Here is a 17201-nt window from a genome sequence, read left to right on the forward strand (position 1 = left end):
GAATGCGCCGGCCTCAGGCCGGTTCCAGCACCACGCGCACTGAGGCAGCACCCCGATCCGCCCGTACCGTCGCCGCCGACGCCCGCCGTCAGGCGGCCCGCGACCTGGGCTCCGTGTAACCCCTATCTCCCCCCGTCGCACCAGGGCATGTCGTCGATCCACGGATCGTGCGGCATGCCCTGGTGTGCGTTCAGGGGGCGGCGAACCCGGGCAGCCAGCGTTCCATGATCTCCCGGTACGGCGCCTCGGCCTCCAGTTGGCAGAGCACCCCGATCGAGCCGAGGGTGACCCGGTGGATGAGCAGGTACGACGGGGGCAGGTTGAGCTGCCGGCCCAGCTGGTACGCCGCGGACCGGGGGTTGCCCAGCCGGGTCGCCTCGGCCCGCAGCCAGGCCCGGCTGAACCGGAACCGGTCCACCGCCACCGGCTCCAGCATCGGCCGGACGTAGTCGAGTATCGCCTGGGCGTCGATCGAGTCGGTGGATTTCACGAAACCCTCGGCGTGCAGGCCGGCCACGACGGCGTCGGCGTCCCCGTCCAGCGCGAGCCGGACCAGGCGCCCGATCGGTTCCGGGGTGCCCTCCGGCAGGCGCGCGACCGCGCCGAAGTCGATCACACCGAGCCGCCCGTCGGGCAGGAGCCGGAAGTTCCCCGGGTGGGGGTCGGCGTGCAGCAGCCCGACGCGCTCGGGCGCGGACAGGTGCAGGATCGCCATCAGCCGGCCGGCTGCGTCCCGGTCCTCCCGGCTGCCCTCCCGGATGATCGTCGACAGCGGGGTGCCCTCGACCCAGTCGGTCACCAGGACTCGGGGCGCGGCGGCGACCACCGCCGGGATGAAGATCTCCGGGTCGTCGGCGTACGCGGCGGCGAAGGCCCGCTGCGACTCGGCCTCCAGCTCGTAGTCCAGCTCCTCGGTGATCCGTTCCCGTAGCTCGACCAGCAGCGGCTTGATGTCCAGCCCGGGCTGGATGGCACGGAACATCCCGCCGAGCCGGGAGAGCTGCTTGAGATCGGTGAGGAGGGCGTCACCGGCTCCCGGGTACTGGATCTTGACAGCGACCGGCCGGGCGACGGCCTTGGCCCGCCGGCCCCGCCCGGTGGCCGGTACCGGTCCGCGCCAGCGGGCCCGGTGGACCTGCCCGATGCTCGCCGCCGCCGCCGGGGTGTCGTCGAACTCCTCGAACAGGTCCCGCCAGTCCGGGCCGAGCTGCTCGGCGAGGACCCGGTGCACGCTGGCCGCCGGTAGTGGTGGGGCGGCCTCCTGGAGCTTGGTGAGGGCCTGCCGGTAGGGTGCGGCCACCTCCTCGGGGAGCGCGGCCTCGAACACCGACAGGGCCTGACCGAACTTCATCGCCCCGCCCTTGAGCTGGCCCAGGACGCTGAAGAGCTGTTCGGCGGTGCGCTGTTGGATCTCGGCGGAGATGACCTCGGACGCGAGCCCGGTGACCCGCTTGCCCATGCCGAGGACGGTCCGCCCGGCGAAGCCGAGCGGCAGTGCGGCGAGCTTGGCGGTGCGGGACACGGCCCGGCGCGGGATGTCGGTCACCCGATCATTGTGACCGACTCGGGGGCTGCGGTGCTGCCAACGAGAGGGTGGCCGGGACCACCTCCCGTCCCAGCGGTCGCCGACCGCCACAGTCGCACCCCGGGTGCGGGGGCCAGGCCCGCCGACGCAGCCGTCCGGGCGAGCTGATCTCCACCGATCCGCCGATGGTCTCCGGGGTACCGCCGTCCAGCACGGCCAGCACCTCGCTGGTGGCGTAGGCGACCGCGGCGAGCAGGGTCGCCGTGGCACAGGGCTCGCCGGCGGTCTCTCCGGCGAGCTGCGCGGCCAGGCTCGGCCAGGCCGGGTCGCGGTCCCGGCGGTGCAGGTCGAGGCAGTTCAGGCAGGGGCCGGCGGGTGGGCGGACCAGTGGCCCGATCACCGGTACGCCGTCGCGGAGCCCGACCAGCAGGTGCGGCTGCCGGCGGCGGGCGTACCCGGCGGCGAGCAGTCCGGCGGGGCGGTCGCTCCCGCCCTGGACGACCAGGGTCGCGTGCCGGCGACTGACCGGGCCGGTCCGGGTCTCCGGCGCGGTCCGGTGGATCGCGTCGGCGACGGCGACCGACCGGGGTCGCCCCTCGTCGCCGCTGACCAGCCATCCGGCGGCGATGTCCACGGCGTCCACCCGCCCGTCGAGTGCCGGATCCACATGACCGACACCGGACTGCGCCAGCGTGACCGCGAGCGGACCACCGAGGCGTCCGTACCCGGTGACCACGACCCGGGCGGCGCGTCGGCGGCGGAGCAGTTGGGCGGGAGTGCCGGGGTGCTCCGGGGCCCGTAGCGCGATCGCCGCCGCCTCACCGGCGAGCCGGGCGCGGGCCGGCCCGGTCAGCTCGCGGGGGAGCAGGGTGTGCGCGGCGACCACCAGGCCGGCGGTGCGCAGCGCGTCGAGCAGGCTGCGGGCATCCGGGCGGTCGACCCTGATCCGGGCGGCGTGGTCGAGGATGGCCCGTTCGCTGTGGCCGCCGTCGAGCAGGTCGAGCAGCCGGGCGGCAGCCGGGTTCGCGATCTCCAGCAGTACCGCCCGGGCCGGATCGAGACCGAGTTGCAGGGTGTGCCGGTCGCGCCACAGGCGGGTCAGTCCGGGCAGCAGGGTGGGCCGGGGGAGTGAACTGTGCGTCATGGCACACCACTGTCAGCGTCACGCTGCCTGTGCGTCAGTCGTTATCCACAGAACGTCATCCGTCAGGCCAGCGCTATCCACAGGAATCAGCCGGATATCCACAACCGGTGGGTAACTTCTGTCGTGGTTCCGACACCAACGACGGGAGGGGGTGGCCGAATGGCCACCCCCTCCCGCTGATCGGTTCTACTGCGTCAGACCTTCGCCTTGCCCAGGATGCGGTTCACTGTTGTGCCGCACACCGGACACTTGCCCTTGGCCATGTTCATGCCGGTCTTCGAAACCTCGACGGTGCCCTCGAAGTCCCGCTTCTCCTTGCACTTGACGCAGTACCCGTTGTAGGTCTGGGCCTTGTCGGCCACGGTGCCCTCCTCGTTTCGTCCGCCGGCTGTCGCCGGGCGGGGTGCCCTGCGACGGGCCCACGGGGCGCCGGCGCGGGGGATGTCCACGATCACCCGTGTGATCGCTGGTCCGCGGACCCTACCCAGGTCTGGGCGGTTCCATGTCGGCAATGCATCGACACTGTGAGTAAGTCGACGTCGAGAGTGTGCATGCCGGAATAGGTCGGATAAGTCAGTTTCGCAGGGACACGCCGGGTAAAGCCCCCCAGATCACCGAAGGGTGGGGGTTGGATGGTCCCCGCAGCGGTGATCGCCTACCGTGGTGATCACGATCCCGGGTCACGTCCGGCGGCACGCGACACTGCCACAGACGGTGATCGGCACCGATACGGTGCGAAGTCACAAAGAATTTTTACGGACGCCCCGCCACCAACCGGGTTATTCCCGGCGCGTGTCGTGCGGTTGACCCTTGCGGATCCCTGGTCAGTACGCATTAGCTTTCCCTCGTGAACGGAATCCGAGGCTGCGCGGCCCGCTGATGGCAGGCGTGCGCAAGCCGGTCGTCGAGGTACGGCGCAGCGAGCGCCGGCGCCGGACGGTGTCCGCCTACCGGGACGGCGAGCGCGTGGTCGTCCTGATCCCGGACCAGTTCTCCCGCGCCGAGGAGAGCGAGTGGGTCGACCGGATGCTGGCCCGGCTCGCCGCCCGGGAGGGCCGCGCCGACCGCTCCGACGAGGAGCTACAGGTCCGTGCCCGCCGGCTCATCGGGCTGTACCTCAGCGAACACCGGCGGACAGCGGTCCCCGCGAGCATCCGGTGGGTCACCAACCAGAACGGCCGCTGGGGGTCCTGCACCCCGGCCGACGGCACCATCCGGATCTCCCACCGGTTACGCGACATGCCCGACTGGGTGATCGACTACGTCCTGCTGCACGAGCTGGCCCACCTGGTCGTCCCGAGCCACAACGAGCGGTTCTGGGCGCTGGTCGGGCGGTACCCCAGGGCGGAGCGGGCCCGGGGTTACCTGGAGGGCGTGGCCGCCGCCGGAGCGGTCCTGGCCGACTGACCGTTGCCGACCCTCCCCGCGCAGGGCCTAGGCTCTGCTGGTGGCTCGACGTGTGGTGGTGGTACTCCTGGCGCCGGTGGAGTGGGCGCCACCCGGTACCGATCCGGACCGGTGGCGCTCGGCGCTGGCCGAGGACATGGTGGACCTGGTCGCCGCGCTCAACGAGGTCGAACCGGCCATCGCGGTGACCCCGGCCGACCGGCCGCTCGCCGAGGCGGTGCTCTGGCCGGGGATGGCCGTCCATGAGGTCGCCGAGCCGACCGTCACCGCCGTACTCGACCGGCTGACCGGGTACGACCAGGCGGCGGTGCTCGCCCCCGACGCCCCCGACCTGCCCGGCCTGGTGGTCGGCAAGCTGCTCCGGCCGCTGACCACCCGGTCGGTGGCGCTGGCTCCGGCGGCCGGCGGCCCCGGACTGCTCGGGGTGGCGACCCGGCTGCCCGCGCCGTCCTGGCTGCCCGCGATCGATTTGGACGCCACGGACCCGTCGGTGGTGCGCGCGGCGGCCCCCCGACCCGCGGACGTGACGGTCACCCCGTCCTGGCGACGGCTGCGCGGCCCGGCCGACCTCGCCGGCCTGGACCCCGCAGTGGAGGGCTGGGAGACGACCCGGGCCCTGCTCACCGGGGCGTAGCCGGTCCGACCGCGTTCTCATCCAACTCACATCCTGCCGTGCTGTGATGACCGGGAGATGAGCGCTGCCGTACGGGTGCTGGTGGTCGACGACCAGCCGAACATCGTCGACATGCTCGCCACGGTGCTGCGGTTCCACGGCTTCGAGGTGACCACCGCAGGCACCGCTGCCGAGGCGCTGCGGCTGGCCCGGACGGAGGCGCCGCACCTGGTGGTGCTGGACGTACTCCTGCCGGACGGTGACGGGTTCACCCTCTGCCGGGAGCTGCGGGCCGCCGGACACCAGGTGGGCATCGTGTTCCTGACCGCCCGGGACGCGCCCCGGGACAAGATCGCCGGGCTGACCTACGGCGGGGACGACTACGTGACCAAACCGTTCTCGGTCGACGAACTGGTGGCCCGGGTCCGGGCCGTACTGCGCCGGATCCGGCCCGGCAGCCACCCGGAGGCCGGCGCGGTGCTGCGGTACGCGGACCTGGAACTGGATGAGGAGACCTGCCAGGCCCGTCGCGGCGGCCGGCTGCTCACCCTCTCGCCGACCGAGTTCAAGCTGCTGCGCTACCTGATGCTGAACCCCGGCCGGGTACTCTCCCGTACCCAGATCCGGGAGGCGGTCTGGAGCTACGACTTCGGCGGCGCCTCCAACGTCGTCGACACCTACATCGGCTATCTCCGGCGCAAGCTCGACCCGGGGCCGCCGTTGATCGTCACCCAGCGGGGCTTCGGCTACGCCCTGCGGGTCGGCGGGTGAACCGGCTCCCGCTGCGGCGCAGCCTGCTCTGGGGGATGGTACTGCTGACCGCAGCCGCGCTGCTGGTCGCCGGGGTGACCGCCGCGCTCGGGCTACGGGACTACCTGCTCGACCGGACCGACGACCAGTTGCGGTCCGCAGCGGTACTGGCCCGGCAACGGACCGGACCGGTCTTCACCGACCCGGCCCAGACGATGCGGACCGCGGTCGCCCCCTCCGAGTACGTCGTGGAGATCCGCCGGGACGACGGCCGGTCCCTCCAGCTGGGCGGGCCGGCCGGACCGCTGCTGGACCAGGCGCCCGTACCACCGGCGGACGGCCGGACCTCACCGGTCGTCACCATCGGTGACGGCGCCTACCGGGCGGTGACCGTCCGGTCCCGGGACACCACCGTGCTCATCGCGCTCCCGCTGGCACCGGTCCGGCAGACCGTGCAGCGCCTGATCCTGGTCGAGCTGGTCACCGGGACGGTGGTCCTCCTGCTGCTCGGCCTGTTCGCCCGGTTGCTGCTGGTCCGGGGCCTGCGCCCGTTGGACCGGATCACCGACACCGCGACCGCGATCGCCGCCGGTGACCTGGACCGGCGGGTACCGGTCGACGACGACCGGGTACCGGACGCCCGTACCGAGGTGGGCCGGCTGACCTTGGCGGTCAACGGGATGCTGGCCCGGCTCCAGGCCGCCATGGCCGCCCGGGCCCGCTCCGAGCAGCGACTACGCGACTTCGTCGCGGACGCCTCGCACGAGCTGCGTACCCCGCTGACCTCCATCCGGGGCTACCTGCACCTGCTCCGCCAGGGCATGGTCGACGCCGACCGGCGGCCCGACGTGCTGCGGCGGACCGACGAGGAGGCGACCCGGATGAGCGCGCTCGTGGACGACCTGCTCTACCTGGCCCGGCTCGACGCCGAGCCGGCGTTGCGGCACGGGCCGGTCGACCTGGCCGTGGTGGTCCGCGAGTCGCTGGCCGACGCGCTCGCGGTGCAGCCCGGCCGCCCGGCCACCCTCACCGCGCCGGACACCTGCCGGGTCGTCGGGGACGAGGACGCCCTGCGCCAGGTGATGGCGAACCTGCTCGGCAACGCCCGCGCGCACACCCCGCCGGACACCCCGGTCGCCGTCGCCGTCACCGTGGCCGACGGCACCGTCCGGGTGAGCGTCGCCGACCAGGGACCGGGTATGGCCCCGGAACTCGCCGACCGGGCCTTCGACCGGTTCACCCGGGCCGACCCGGGGCGCAGCGGCGGGGGCAGCGGACTCGGACTGGCCATCGTCGCCGAGATCATCGTCGCGCACCACGGCCGGGTCCGGCTGGAGACGACTCCCGGCGCGGGTACGACCGTGCTGTTCACCCTGCCCACAGCCGACTGCTGACTGCTGACGTCGGGCGCCCGACCCGGTCAGGCCGGCTGCGGGCCCCGGCCGGGGTCGTCGTCGTCCCCGCTCCGGTCGTCCGGCTCGCCGCCCTCGCGGGGGGCCGGGCCGGTGCCGAAGTCGAAGTCGCTCAGGTCACCCAGGTCGAGCTGGGCACGGGCGAACGCCGCCGGGTCGGCGAAGTCGTCACCGGAGGGCAGCAGGTCGGGGTGCCCCCACAGGTCGTCCCGCCCGGCGATGCCCCCGTGCTCGGCGAGCGCGGACCAGAGCGCGGCGGCCTCCCGTAGCCGGCGGGGCCGCAGCTCCAGCCCGACCAGGGCGGCGAAGGTCTGTTCGGCCGGACCACCGGCCGCCCGGCGCCGCCGGAACGCCTCGGCGAGGCGTACCACGTTGGGCAGCCGGCCGGTCGCCGCGCTGTCCACCACGTGGCAGACCCACCCCTCGACCAGGGCGAGGGTGGTCTCCAGCCGGGCCAGGGACGCCTTCTGCGCCGGGGTGTCCTCCGGGGTGAAGATCCCCTCCAGGGCCATCGCCTGAAGCGACTCCGGGTTGGTCGGATCGACCCGGCCCATCGCCTCCTCGACCGCCTCCCGGTTGACCCGGATGCCGGCGGCGTACATCTCCACCGCACCGAGCACGTGCCCGCGCAACCACGGGACGTGCTGGAAAAGCCGCTGGTGGGCGGTCTCCCGCAGGGCCACGTAGAGGCGTACCTCGTCCTCGGGTAGTTCCAGGCCCTCGCCGTACTGACGGATGTTGGCCGGGATCAGCGCGGCCGTGCCGGCCGGGCCGAGCGGCAGCCCGATGTCACCGGCGGAGAGCACCTCCGCGGCGAGCGAACCGAGCGCCTGGCCGAGCTGGCCGCCGAAGAGCGCACCACCGAGTGTGGCCACCATCGACTGCATCGGGCCGAGCTGGGCCCGGGCCTCCGGCGGCACGAGGTCACCCATCGCGCCGACCATCCGGCTGGCCACCGGGTCGCAGAGCTTGCGCCAGACGTCCAGGGTCCGGTAGATCCACTCGTTGCGGTTCCAGGCCGCCGAGGTCTGCACGCCCGAGGGCAGCGCCGAGGTCGGCTCCAGCCAGAGATCGGCCAGCCGCAGCGCCTCCTCGACCGCGTTGCGCTCGTACGGCGAGACCGCCGGGTCACCGGACGCGGCCAGTTGACTCGCCGCGACCTGACGGGCCAGATCCCAGTTGACCGGGCCGCTGCCCGGCGCGGAGAGCATCTGCTGCAACTGCGCCATGAACTGTTGCAGCTGTGCGGGGTCGTTGGGGTCGGGCGGTTGCCCGCCGGGGAGCGCGAAGCCGAACGGGATATCAGGCACGAGGTCTACGGTACGCGGACCGGACCGCTGATCGCGGTTGGCGGCGTTGCGCTGAGGGCGAAGTCGGCACCCGTGGTCGGGCACCCGTCCGGCGGACCGCCCCGCATGCGCCGGCCGGCGGGTCCCCGGTCGGTACGCTCTGCCGCATGAGACGTCGCGGTGTCACGGTTCTCCTCGGCGCGCTGGTTACCACCCTGCTCAGCATCGGTGTGCTCGCGGCGCCCATCCCGTACGTGGTGCTCGGGCCGGGACCGACGGTGGACACCCTCGGCACCTCCGACGGCGCCGAGGTCATCCAGGTGACCGGCCGGGAGACCTCCACCTCCGCCGGTCAGCTCCGGTTGACCACCGTCGGCGTGCAGCCGGAGGTGAAACTGGTGTCGGCGATCGCCGGCTGGTTCTCCGACGACGAGGCGGTGGTGCCCCGCGAGCTGATCTATCCGCCCGGCCAGACCGAGCAGCAGATCGAGCAGCGCAACGCCGACGACTTCGCCGCCTCGCAGACCAGCGCCGAGACCGCCGCCCTGCGCGAGCTGGGCTACCCGGTCCAGGTCACGGTGAAAACGGTCGCCGCAGACGGACCGTCGGCGGCGGTGTTCCGCCCCGGGGACGTGCTGACCTCGGTCGACGGACAGCAGCTGACCACCGCCGGCGGGCTGACCGAGGCGATCCGGGGCAAGCCGGCGGGCACCGTGTTCACCGTCGGCTACCAGCGCGACGGTGCGCCCGGCACGGCCACCGTGACCAGTCAGGACAAGGACGGCCGGCCGAGGATCGGGGTCGAGATCGAGCAGAAGCAGCCGCACCCGTTCCAGCTCAAGATCGACCTTGAGGACATCGGTGGGCCGAGCGCCGGTCTGATGTTCGCCCTCGGCATCATCGACAAGCTCCAGCCCGAGGACCTGACCGGCGGGCGGATCATCGCCGGCACCGGCACGATCGACGACGCGGGACGGGTCGGGCCGATCGGCGGCATCGCACAGAAGCTGGTGGGCGCCAAGCAGGCCGGTGCCAAGGTGTTCATGGTACCGGCGGACAACTGCGCCGAGGCGCTGCGCAACCCGCAGCCCGGACTGCCGCTGCTGAAGGTCGCGACCCTCGACGACGCGCTCGACGCACTGGCCACGCTGCGGGCCGGTGGCGAGCCACCCCACTGCTGACGGAACCTTCACCCGGCGTTTTCAGGAACACCACGTACTCTGGGTGGCCTGATCGCAGCCGGTCACACTCGACGTGCGGAGCCAACATTGGTCATGCGGAGCACCCCCCCACCGAGGATGAGCCGGCGCGGACGCGTCACGATCGGCGTACTGATCGGAGTCTTCCTGCTCTTCACCCTGCTCGGGTGGGGGGTACAGGCGTGGACCGACTGGCTCTGGTTCTCCGAGGTCGACTACCAGCGGGTCTTCACCGGAGTACTGGGTACCCGGCTGCTGCTCTTCCTGGCCGTCGGCCTGGGCATGGCCGCCCTGGTCGGCGGGAACCTCTGGCTGGCGTACCGGTTGCGCCCCAAACTGCGCCCGCACTCGCCGGAACAGGCCACTCTGGAGCGCTACCGGATGGTGCTCGGTCCCCGGATCGGCACCTGGATCGCGGTGGTCGCGACGGTGGTCGGGCTCTTCGCCGGGCTCTCCGCGCAGAGCCGGTGGAGCCAGTGGCTGCTGTTCCGTAACGGCGGCAGCTTCGGCACCAAGGACCCGGAGTTCGGGGTCGACGTCGGCTTCTACGTCTTCCAGCTGCCCTTCTGGCGCTACCTGCTCGGGGTCGGATTCACCGCCGTGGTGCTCTCGGTGCTCGGCGCGCTCGCCGTGCACTACATCTTCGGCGGGGTCCGGCTCCAGGGCGTCGGCGACCGGATGACCAACGCGGCCCGCGCCCACCTGACCACCCTGGTCGCGGTCTTCGTCCTGCTCAAGGCCGTGGCGTACGTACTGGACCGGCGGGTGATGCTGCTGGAGTACAACGCGGGGGCGGGCATCTACGGCGCCGGGTACGCCGACGTCAACGCGCTGCTGCCGGCCAAGGAGATCCTGGCGTACATCTCGATCGTGGTGGCGCTGGCGATCATCGTGTTCTCCAACGCGGTGATGCGGAACCTGGTCTGGCCGGGCATCTCACTGGCCCTGCTCGGCATCTCGGCGGTGGCCATCGGCGGCATCTACCCGTGGGCGGTGCAGACCTTCGAGGTCAAGCCGAGCGCGCGGGACAAGGAGGCGCCGTACATCGAGCGCAGCATCAAGGCCACCCGGGCCGCGTTCGGCCTGGAACCCACGACCATGACGCCGTACGCCGCGTCGAACCTGACCCCACCGGCGACGCTGGCCACCGACACCTCGGTGGTGCCGAACATCCGGCTGCTCGACCCCCAGCTGGTCTCCGAGACGTACACCCAGCTCCAGCAGGTCCGGGGCTTCTACGACTTCGGCTCGAAGCTGGACATCGACCGGTACACGGTGAACGGCAAGACCCAGGACTACGTGGTGGGGGTCCGGGAGATCAACTACGGTGAGCTGACCGAGCAGCAGCGCACCTGGATCAACCGGCACACCATCTACACCCACGGCTACGGGCTGGTGGCCGCGCCGGCCAACCGGGTGTGCAGCGGTCAGCCGTACTTCGTCTCCGGCTTCCTCGGCGAGGTCGGGAAGGAGCAGAACGGGCAGGAGCAGTGCTACTCCCAGACCGAGCAGATCCCGGCCCAGCAACCGCGCATCTACTACGGCGAGCAGATGGACGCCGGGGACTACGCCATCGTGGGGCAGAGCGACGCCGGCCGTAACGTCGAGTTCGACCGGCCGACCAGCACCGGTGGCGAGCAGTACTACACCTACACCGGCTCGGGCGGCGTGGAGATCGGTTCGTTCGGGCGGCGGCTGCTCTACTCGATCAAGGAGCAGGAGACCAACTTCCTGCTCTCCGAGGCGATCAACGACAACTCCAAGCTGCTCTACGTGCGTAACCCGCGGGACCGGGTGGAGAAGGTCGCCCCGTTCCTCACCCTCGACGGCGACCCGTACCCGGCGGTGGTCGGTGGGCGGATCCAGTGGATCATCGACGGCTACACCACCAGCGCGACCTACCCGTACGCGGAGCGGGTGAACATCCAGGAGGAGACCACCGACGAACTCACCGGGCGGGGCACCTTCCGGCTGGCCCGGGAGGACGTCAACTACATCCGCAACTCGGTGAAGGCCACCGTCGACGCGTACGACGGGACGGTCAAGCTCTACGAGTTCGACACCGAGGACCCGGTGCTGAAGGCGTGGAACAAGGCCTTCGGCGGCGATCTGGTGGTGCCGAAGGACAAGACCCCGGCGGAGCTGGCGGAGCACTTCCGCTACCCGGCGGACCTGTTCAAGGTGCAGCGCAACCTGCTCACCCGGTTCCACGTCACCAACCCGGGCGACTTCTACTCGGCCCAGGACTTCTGGGAGGTGCCGAACGTCCCGGACGCCCCGGACACCGGCCAGAAGCAGCCGCCGTACTACCTCTACACCCAGTTGCCGGGCCAGGACGGCACCCGGTTCCAGCTGACCTCGGCGGTCACCCCGAAGGGCCGGCAGAACCTCGCCGCGCTGATCTCCGGGTCGTACGTCAACGGCCGGCCCAGCCTGGAGGTGCTGGAGCTTCCGGACCAGACGGCGATTTCCGGTCCGGTGCAGGTGCACCAACGGATGGTCAACACCAACGCGAAGATCCGCCAGGACCTGAACCTGCTCGCCTCCTCGAACCAGGCCCAGGTGCAGTACGGCAACCTGCTGTCGTTGCCGTTCGCCGACGGCATGCTCTATGTCGAGCCGGTCTACGTGAAGAGCACCCAGGTGCAGAACTCGTACCCGATCCTGCAACAGGTGCTGCTCTCCTACGGGGACGGTGGCTCGTACATCGTGCTGGCCCGCGGCGACGACCTGGCCGCCGGGATCAAGGAACTCGTCGAGTTGGGGAAGCGACCCGGGGCCACCCCGCCACCGGCCGGTACGCCGCCCCCGCCAGCGGGTGGGCCCACACCGTCGCCGTCGGTGACCACCACCCCGCCACCGGCCGGTGACCTCGCTGCCGCCGCAGCTCGGGTGCAGAGCGCGATCGTCGAGGTCCGGGCCGCCCAGGCGTCCGGCGACTTCGAGCGGTACGGCCGGGCGTTGAAGGCGCTGGACGAGGCGATGGCCGCGTTCCAGGCCGCCCAGCAGGGGACGAACCCTGCGCCCGGTGCCGGTACCCCGGCACCCTCGCCGGGCGGCTGACCGACCGGGCGGGAACGGTCTCCGGGCCTGCTCCGGGCTGCTGTGGCGGCCCGGAGCGGGCCCGTTTTGCGGCGCGAAGATCAGTGCGCTAGGGTTAACAGGTCGACGCGGGGTGGAGCAGCTCGGTAGCTCGCTGGGCTCATAACCCAGAGGTCGCAGGTTCAAATCCTGTCCCCGCTACGAAAAGGAAAGTCCCCTGAGGTTCGCCTCGGGGGACTTTTTCGTTTCCACGCCATCTCCGGTGTCGGAACGTCGAGGATGAAGATGGGCCGACCCGGTCGTCGCACGGGCCGGCCCGCAGCTCCGTGCACCAGCATGGCTGCGGGCTCTGCGCACCAGCATCGTTGCGGGTACGGCGGAATTGGCCGGGTGCTGCGCGGGCCGGTCCGGCGGTGCGGTAGGGTTAACAGGCCGACGCGGGGTGGAGCAGCTCGGTAGCTCGCTGGGCTCATAACCCAGAGGTCGCAGGTTCAAATCCTGTCCCCGCTACGAAAAGGAAAGTCCCCTGAGGTTCGCCTCGGGGGACTTTTTCGTGTCCGGTCGACCGGTCGGGTCGTACTGCCCGTGCCGCGCTGCTGGTCTTGCCTGTCTGCGGGAGGATGAGGGCATGTCTTCTTGGGGTAGATGGTGGACACGGCTGACCGCGATCCTCGGTACGGCCGTACTGACACTCTTCGTACCGGTTGCGGCCTGGGCGTCGACCGGTACCGGCGAACTGGTGGTCGAGGCGGCCCGGCGGCGGTCGCGGGGTGGTGGCTTCGGCTTCATCGGCCTGCTCTGCTGCCTGGTCGTCATCGGCGCGATCGTGCTGGCGGTGGTCCTGGTGATCCGAAAGCGGAACGGCCGCCGCTGAGCCTCCAGGGGGCGCTGGGCACCTGCCCCGAGAGCGGGGTCAGCTGCTCAGCGCCGCGTCCGCCTGGCGGAGAAAACCCGTCGCCGCAGCCCGACTGGTGAGGCGTCCCTGCTGGGTCGCCTCGGCAGCGGTCACCAGCAGGGCCCGGACCTTCGCATGGCCCCGTGGCGGGGGTGGCGGTGCACCGCCGAACCGATCGGTCATCCCGATCTCGAACGCGGCTGAGCGCTGCATGGCGGGATCGGTGAGCGTCTCCTGGACGAGCCGACGCACGCTCAGATTGGCGTTCAGGCCACGTTCGGTGCCGAGCACCCGACCCACCTCGACGTTGTTGGTCAGGAAGTTCATCACGTCCACCACCAGTTCCGGGTGCCGCGTCCCCCGGAAACCGGCCCAGTACATCGAGGCCCGCGCCCACTGGGCAGCCGGGTCACCGGGGTAGCTGACCAGATCGAGCTCGTCCCGGGTGTACTTCTGCAGTTCCGGTAGCTGGTTCGACCACATGAACGAGGTGGCCGCGTTGCCGGTCACCACCAACTGCCGGGTGACGTCCGAGCTGTTGGCCCGCTGCACCACCGCCGCTCCCGGGGTGGCCCGCCGGGCCCGTGCCTCCTGCCAGAGGTCGAACCACCCGGTCAGGTCGGCGGCGGTGAAGCCGAGCTGACGCCCCCGGTAGAACTCCTTGTTCTGGCTGCGGAGCCAGTGCCAGAGCGCCTTCTGGTCGGCGGCCGGATCCATCGTGCCGGCCACCTGGCCGTCGCTGCGGCGGGTCAGGTTCGCGGCCCAGCCGATCAGTTCCGGGTACGACATGCCGATGGTCGGCGCGGGCAGGCCCAGCCGGCGGACCAGGGCCCGGTTGTAGACCATCGCGGCGGTGTTGCTGGCCGCCGCGACGGCCACGGTCCGCCCGTCCACCTGCCCGTACTGCACCAGGCTGCGGGGCAGGCCGCGCAGGTCGAGCCGGTTCTGCTGAACGTTGCGGGTGAGGTCGAGGAGGATCCCGCGTTCGGCGTACTCGGTGAGGTTGTTGTCGTCGATCTGGAACAGGTCCGGGATGTTGCCGCCGGCCGCCTGGGTCGCTAGCCGGTCGTAGTAGCCGGTGCTGCCCTGCCAGGTGACCTTGAACCGGACCTCCGGGTTCTGCGCCGAGTAGAGTTGGAGAGCCTGACCGGTGAGATCGGCCCGCTTCTGGTCACCCCACCAGAACACGGACAGCTCGATCCGACCCTTCCTGGGACTGCCGGCATCCTCGGTACACCCGGTCAGTCCGCCCGCGATGGTGACCGGCGCGGCGAGCATCGCGCCGAGCAGCCGGCGCCGCCGGGGATCGGCTACCGGCGCCCGGACGGGCCGGGGCGGGACGAGGGGCACGGGTTCTCCTGAGCATCGGCCGCGCTGCGGTGATCGCGATATTTAACCCAAGGTACGAGGTGGGGTGTCAACATCCGTCCGGTCAGCCGGGTCGAACTCGGCGTCCGGATCTGCCCGGTACCGGCCCGGCAGTCGGGCCGTCCGGTGGCAGCACCGGGCGGCCCGCCGTCACATGGTGTACTAGGGCCCGTGGAACTTCTGCACTCGGGCAAGGTCCGTGATGTCTACGCGGACGGCGACGACCTGATCCTGGTGGCCTCGGACCGGATCTCCGTCTACGACGTGGTGCTGCCCACGCCGATCCCGGACAAGGGTAGGTTGCTCACCGCGCTCTCCCTGTGGTGGTTCGAGCAGCTCGCCGACGTGGTGCCGAACCACGTCATCTCCGCCACCGACGTGCCGGCCGAGTTCGCCGGGCGGGCGATCCGCTGCCGGCGGCTGGAGATGGTCCCGGTGGAGTGCATCGCCCGGGGCTACCTGACCGGGTCCGGGCTGCGCGAGTACGAGCGGACCGGCGGTATCTGCGGGGTCGAACTGCCCCGTGGACTGGTCGAGGCGTCGATCCTGCCCAAGCCGATCTTCACGCCGACCACCAAGGCGCCGGTCGGTGCGCACGACGAGTTCATCACCTTCGACGAGGTGGTGGCGAAGGTCGGCGCGGAGACCGCCGAGCGGCTGCGGGAAATCACCATCGACGTCTACCGGCGGGGCGCCGAACTCGCCGCCGACCGGGGCATCCTGGTCGCCGACACCAAGATCGAGCTGGGCTTCACCCCGGACGGCACCCTGGTCCTCGGCGACGAGGTGCTCACCTCCGACTCGTCGCGGTTCTGGCCCGCCGAGTCGTACCAGCCGGGCCGGGCCCAGTTCTCCTTCGACAAGCAGTACGTGCGGGACTGGGCGACCAGCAGCGGCTGGGACAAGCAGGCGCCCGCGCCGGAGGTGCCGGCGGAGGTCGTCGAGGTCACCCGGGCCCGGTACGTCGAGGTCTACGAGCGGCTGACCGGCCTGCGCTGGGACGGCTGACCGCCCGGACCGGCGGCCCGGTTCAGCCCGCCACCCAGTCCAGGGTGCGCCGTACCGCCTTGCGCCACTGGCGCAGCTCCCGCTCCCGGTGGGCCGGGTCCATCGCCGGCTCCCACCGGGCGTCCTCGCGCCACTGGTCCCGCAGCGTCGCCAGGTCCGGCCAGAACCCGACCGCCAGACCGGCCGCGTACGCCGCGCCCAGGCAGGTCGTCTCGCGTACCCTCGGCCGGACCACCGGCACGTCCAGGACGTCGGCGAGGAACTGCATCAGCAGCTCGTTACCGGTCATCCCGCCGTCGACCCGGAGCCGGCGCAGCGCCACGTCCGAGTCGGCGTTCATCGCGTCGACCACCTCGCGGGTCTGCCAGGCGGACGCCTCCAGCACGGCCCGGGCCAGGTGGCCCCGGGTGATGTATCCGGTCAACCCGGCGATCACGCCCCGGGCGTCGCTACGCCAGTGCGGGGCGAACAACCCGGAGAAGGCCGGCACGATGTAGCAGCCGCCGTTGTCGTCCACGCTGCGGGCCAGCTCTTCGATCTCCGGGGCGGAGGAGATCAGCCCGAGGTTGTCCCGCAGCCACTGCACCAGCGAGCCGGTGACCGCGATCGCCCCCTCCAGCGCGTACGTCGCCGGCTCGGCGCCGATCCGGTAGCCGACCGTGGTGAGCAGGCCGTGCTGGGAGGCGACCGGGGTGGCACCGGTGTTGAGCAGTAGGAAACTGCCGGTGCCGTAGGTGCACTTGCCCTCGCCGGGGCGGAAACAGGTCTGCCCGAACAGCGCGGCCTGCTGGTCACCGAGGGCACTGGCCACCGGTACCCCGTCCAGTGGGCTCCCGGCGGTCCCGTAGACCTCGGCGGAGGAACGGATCTCCGGGAGCATGGCCGCCGGGATGTCGAGTGCGGCGAGCAGCTCCGGATCCCAGTCGAGGGTGCGCAGGTCCATCAGCAGGGTACGGCTGGCGTTGGTCACGTCGGTCACGTGGCGGCCGGTGAGCTTCCAGATCAGCCAGCTGTCCATCGTGCCGAACAGCACCTCGCCCCGTTCGCCGCGGTCCCGCAGGCCGTCGACGTGGTCCAGCAGCCAGCGCAGTTTCGGCCCGGCGAAGTAGGTGGCCAGGGGAAGGCCGGTGCGGTCGCGGAACCACTGCTCCCCGTGGGCCGAGGCCAGGTCGGCCAGGATCGGGCCGGTCCGGGTGTCCTGCCAGACGATCGCGTTCGCCACCGGGCGACCGGTCGCCCGGTCCCAGACCACCGTCGTCTCCCGCTGGTTGGTGATGCCGATCGCGGCCAGCCCGTCCGGACCGACGCCGGCCGCGTCGAGCGCCTCGACGACCACCTGTCCCACGTTCTGCCAGATCTCCTCGGCGTCGTGTTCCACCCAGCCGGGGCGGGGAAAGACCTGCCGGTGCTCGCGCTGGGCGACCGACACCGGGTCGCCGGACCGGTTGAAGACGATGCACCGGGACGAGGTGGTGCCCTGATCGATGGCGGCGACAAGCTCCTCGGTCACCGCAGCACCGTACCGCCGACCGGCGGGCGTCGCACAGGC

General features: G+C 71.6%; 14 protein-coding genes and 2 tRNA genes. 10 read left to right on the forward strand and 6 right to left on the reverse strand.

Going from position 1 to position 17201, the window contains the following annotated elements; translation table 11 throughout:
• Window positions 1-190: 190 nt before the first annotated feature.
• From V6U90_RS06840 to V6U90_RS06850, 3 genes are all read right to left on the reverse strand, one after another.
• Window positions 191-1546: an ABC1 kinase family protein gene (locus V6U90_RS06840; protein WP_334432275.1), complete on the reverse strand. Its 1356-nt coding sequence runs from the start codon at window positions 1544-1546 to the stop codon at window positions 191-193.
• A 4-nt stretch (window positions 1547-1550) separates the two neighbouring features.
• Entirely contained in the window at window positions 1551-2669 is a 1119-nt protein-coding gene (locus V6U90_RS06845; RefSeq protein ID WP_334432278.1) for a TOMM precursor leader peptide-binding protein, read from the reverse strand.
• Between the two features lie 194 nt (window positions 2670-2863).
• Window positions 2864-3031: a DUF5679 domain-containing protein gene (locus V6U90_RS06850; RefSeq protein WP_334432482.1), complete on the reverse strand. Its 168-nt coding sequence runs from the start codon at window positions 3029-3031 to the stop codon at window positions 2864-2866.
• A 517-nt stretch (window positions 3032-3548) separates the two neighbouring features.
• Here V6U90_RS06850 and V6U90_RS06855 point away from each other — a divergent pair.
• The 4 genes from V6U90_RS06855 to V6U90_RS06870 are packed head-to-tail and all read left to right on the forward strand — an operon-like array spanning window position 3549 to window position 6833.
• Window positions 3549-4076, forward strand: coding sequence for a M48 metallopeptidase family protein (locus V6U90_RS06855; protein ID WP_334432281.1), 528 nt, complete (start codon window positions 3549-3551; stop codon window positions 4074-4076).
• Window positions 4077-4116: 40 nt separating this feature from the next.
• Window positions 4117-4710, forward strand: coding sequence for a hypothetical protein (locus V6U90_RS06860; RefSeq protein ID WP_334432283.1), 594 nt, complete (start codon window positions 4117-4119; stop codon window positions 4708-4710).
• A gap of 57 nt (window positions 4711-4767) precedes the next feature.
• On the forward strand, window positions 4768-5460 hold the full coding sequence (locus V6U90_RS06865; protein ID WP_334432285.1) for a response regulator transcription factor: 693 nt from the start codon (window positions 4768-4770) through the stop codon (window positions 5458-5460).
• The gene (locus tag V6U90_RS06870; protein ID WP_334432288.1) at window positions 5457-6833 is read left to right on the forward strand and encodes a sensor histidine kinase; all 1377 of its coding nucleotides are present in this window, start codon (window positions 5457-5459) and stop codon (window positions 6831-6833) included. Before V6U90_RS06865 ends, V6U90_RS06870 begins: the two co-directional genes overlap by 4 nt.
• A 26-nt stretch (window positions 6834-6859) precedes the next feature.
• On the opposite strand, the gene V6U90_RS06875 is transcribed toward V6U90_RS06870, so the two are convergent.
• Complete coding sequence (locus tag V6U90_RS06875) at window positions 6860-8161, reverse strand: zinc-dependent metalloprotease (protein WP_334432291.1); 1302 nt, start codon at window positions 8159-8161, stop codon at window positions 6860-6862.
• A 146-nt stretch (window positions 8162-8307) separates the two neighbouring features.
• Here V6U90_RS06875 and V6U90_RS06880 point away from each other — a divergent pair, with 146 nt between their 5' ends.
• The 5 genes from V6U90_RS06880 to V6U90_RS06900 all read left to right on the forward strand — a co-directional run bounded on the left by V6U90_RS06880 (window position 8308) and on the right by V6U90_RS06900 (window position 13255).
• Window positions 8308-9321, forward strand: a complete 1014-nt coding sequence (locus V6U90_RS06880) for a YlbL family protein (protein WP_334432293.1) — start codon at window positions 8308-8310, stop codon at window positions 9319-9321.
• 93 nt (window positions 9322-9414) lie between these two features.
• Window positions 9415-12402 carry a UPF0182 family membrane protein gene (locus tag V6U90_RS06885; protein WP_334432295.1) on the forward strand — a complete coding sequence of 996 codons (2988 nt, stop codon included), beginning with the start codon at window positions 9415-9417 and terminating at the stop codon, window positions 12400-12402.
• Between the two features lie 106 nt (window positions 12403-12508).
• A tRNA-Met gene (locus V6U90_RS06890) sits at window positions 12509-12582 on the forward strand.
• Window positions 12583-12817: 235 nt separating this feature from the next.
• Window positions 12818-12891 (forward strand) — tRNA-Met (locus V6U90_RS06895).
• Between the two features lie 118 nt (window positions 12892-13009).
• Window positions 13010-13255: a hypothetical protein gene (locus tag V6U90_RS06900; RefSeq protein WP_334432298.1), complete on the forward strand. Its 246-nt coding sequence runs from the start codon at window positions 13010-13012 to the stop codon at window positions 13253-13255.
• Between the two features lie 39 nt (window positions 13256-13294).
• Here the strand turns inward: V6U90_RS06900 and V6U90_RS06905 are convergent, their stop codons facing one another.
• Window positions 13295-14626 carry an ABC transporter substrate-binding protein gene (locus V6U90_RS06905; protein WP_334432300.1) on the reverse strand — a complete coding sequence of 444 codons (1332 nt, stop codon included), beginning with the start codon at window positions 14624-14626 and terminating at the stop codon, window positions 13295-13297.
• Between the two features lie 189 nt (window positions 14627-14815).
• Between V6U90_RS06905 and V6U90_RS06910 the strand changes: the two genes are divergently transcribed.
• On the forward strand, window positions 14816-15652 hold the full coding sequence (locus tag V6U90_RS06910; protein WP_334432302.1) for a phosphoribosylaminoimidazolesuccinocarboxamide synthase: 837 nt from the start codon (window positions 14816-14818) through the stop codon (window positions 15650-15652).
• Between the two features lie 22 nt (window positions 15653-15674).
• Here V6U90_RS06910 and glpK read toward each other — a convergent pair whose 3' ends face one another.
• Entirely contained in the window at window positions 15675-17162 is a 1488-nt protein-coding gene (gene glpK / locus V6U90_RS06915; RefSeq protein WP_334432304.1) for a glycerol kinase GlpK, read from the reverse strand.
• Window positions 17163-17201 lie beyond the last annotated feature (39 nt).

It is taken from the genome of Micromonospora sp. CPCC 206060 (assembly GCF_036906895.1).
In the GTDB taxonomy this organism is placed as follows: Bacteria; Actinomycetota; Actinomycetes; order Mycobacteriales; family Micromonosporaceae; genus Micromonospora.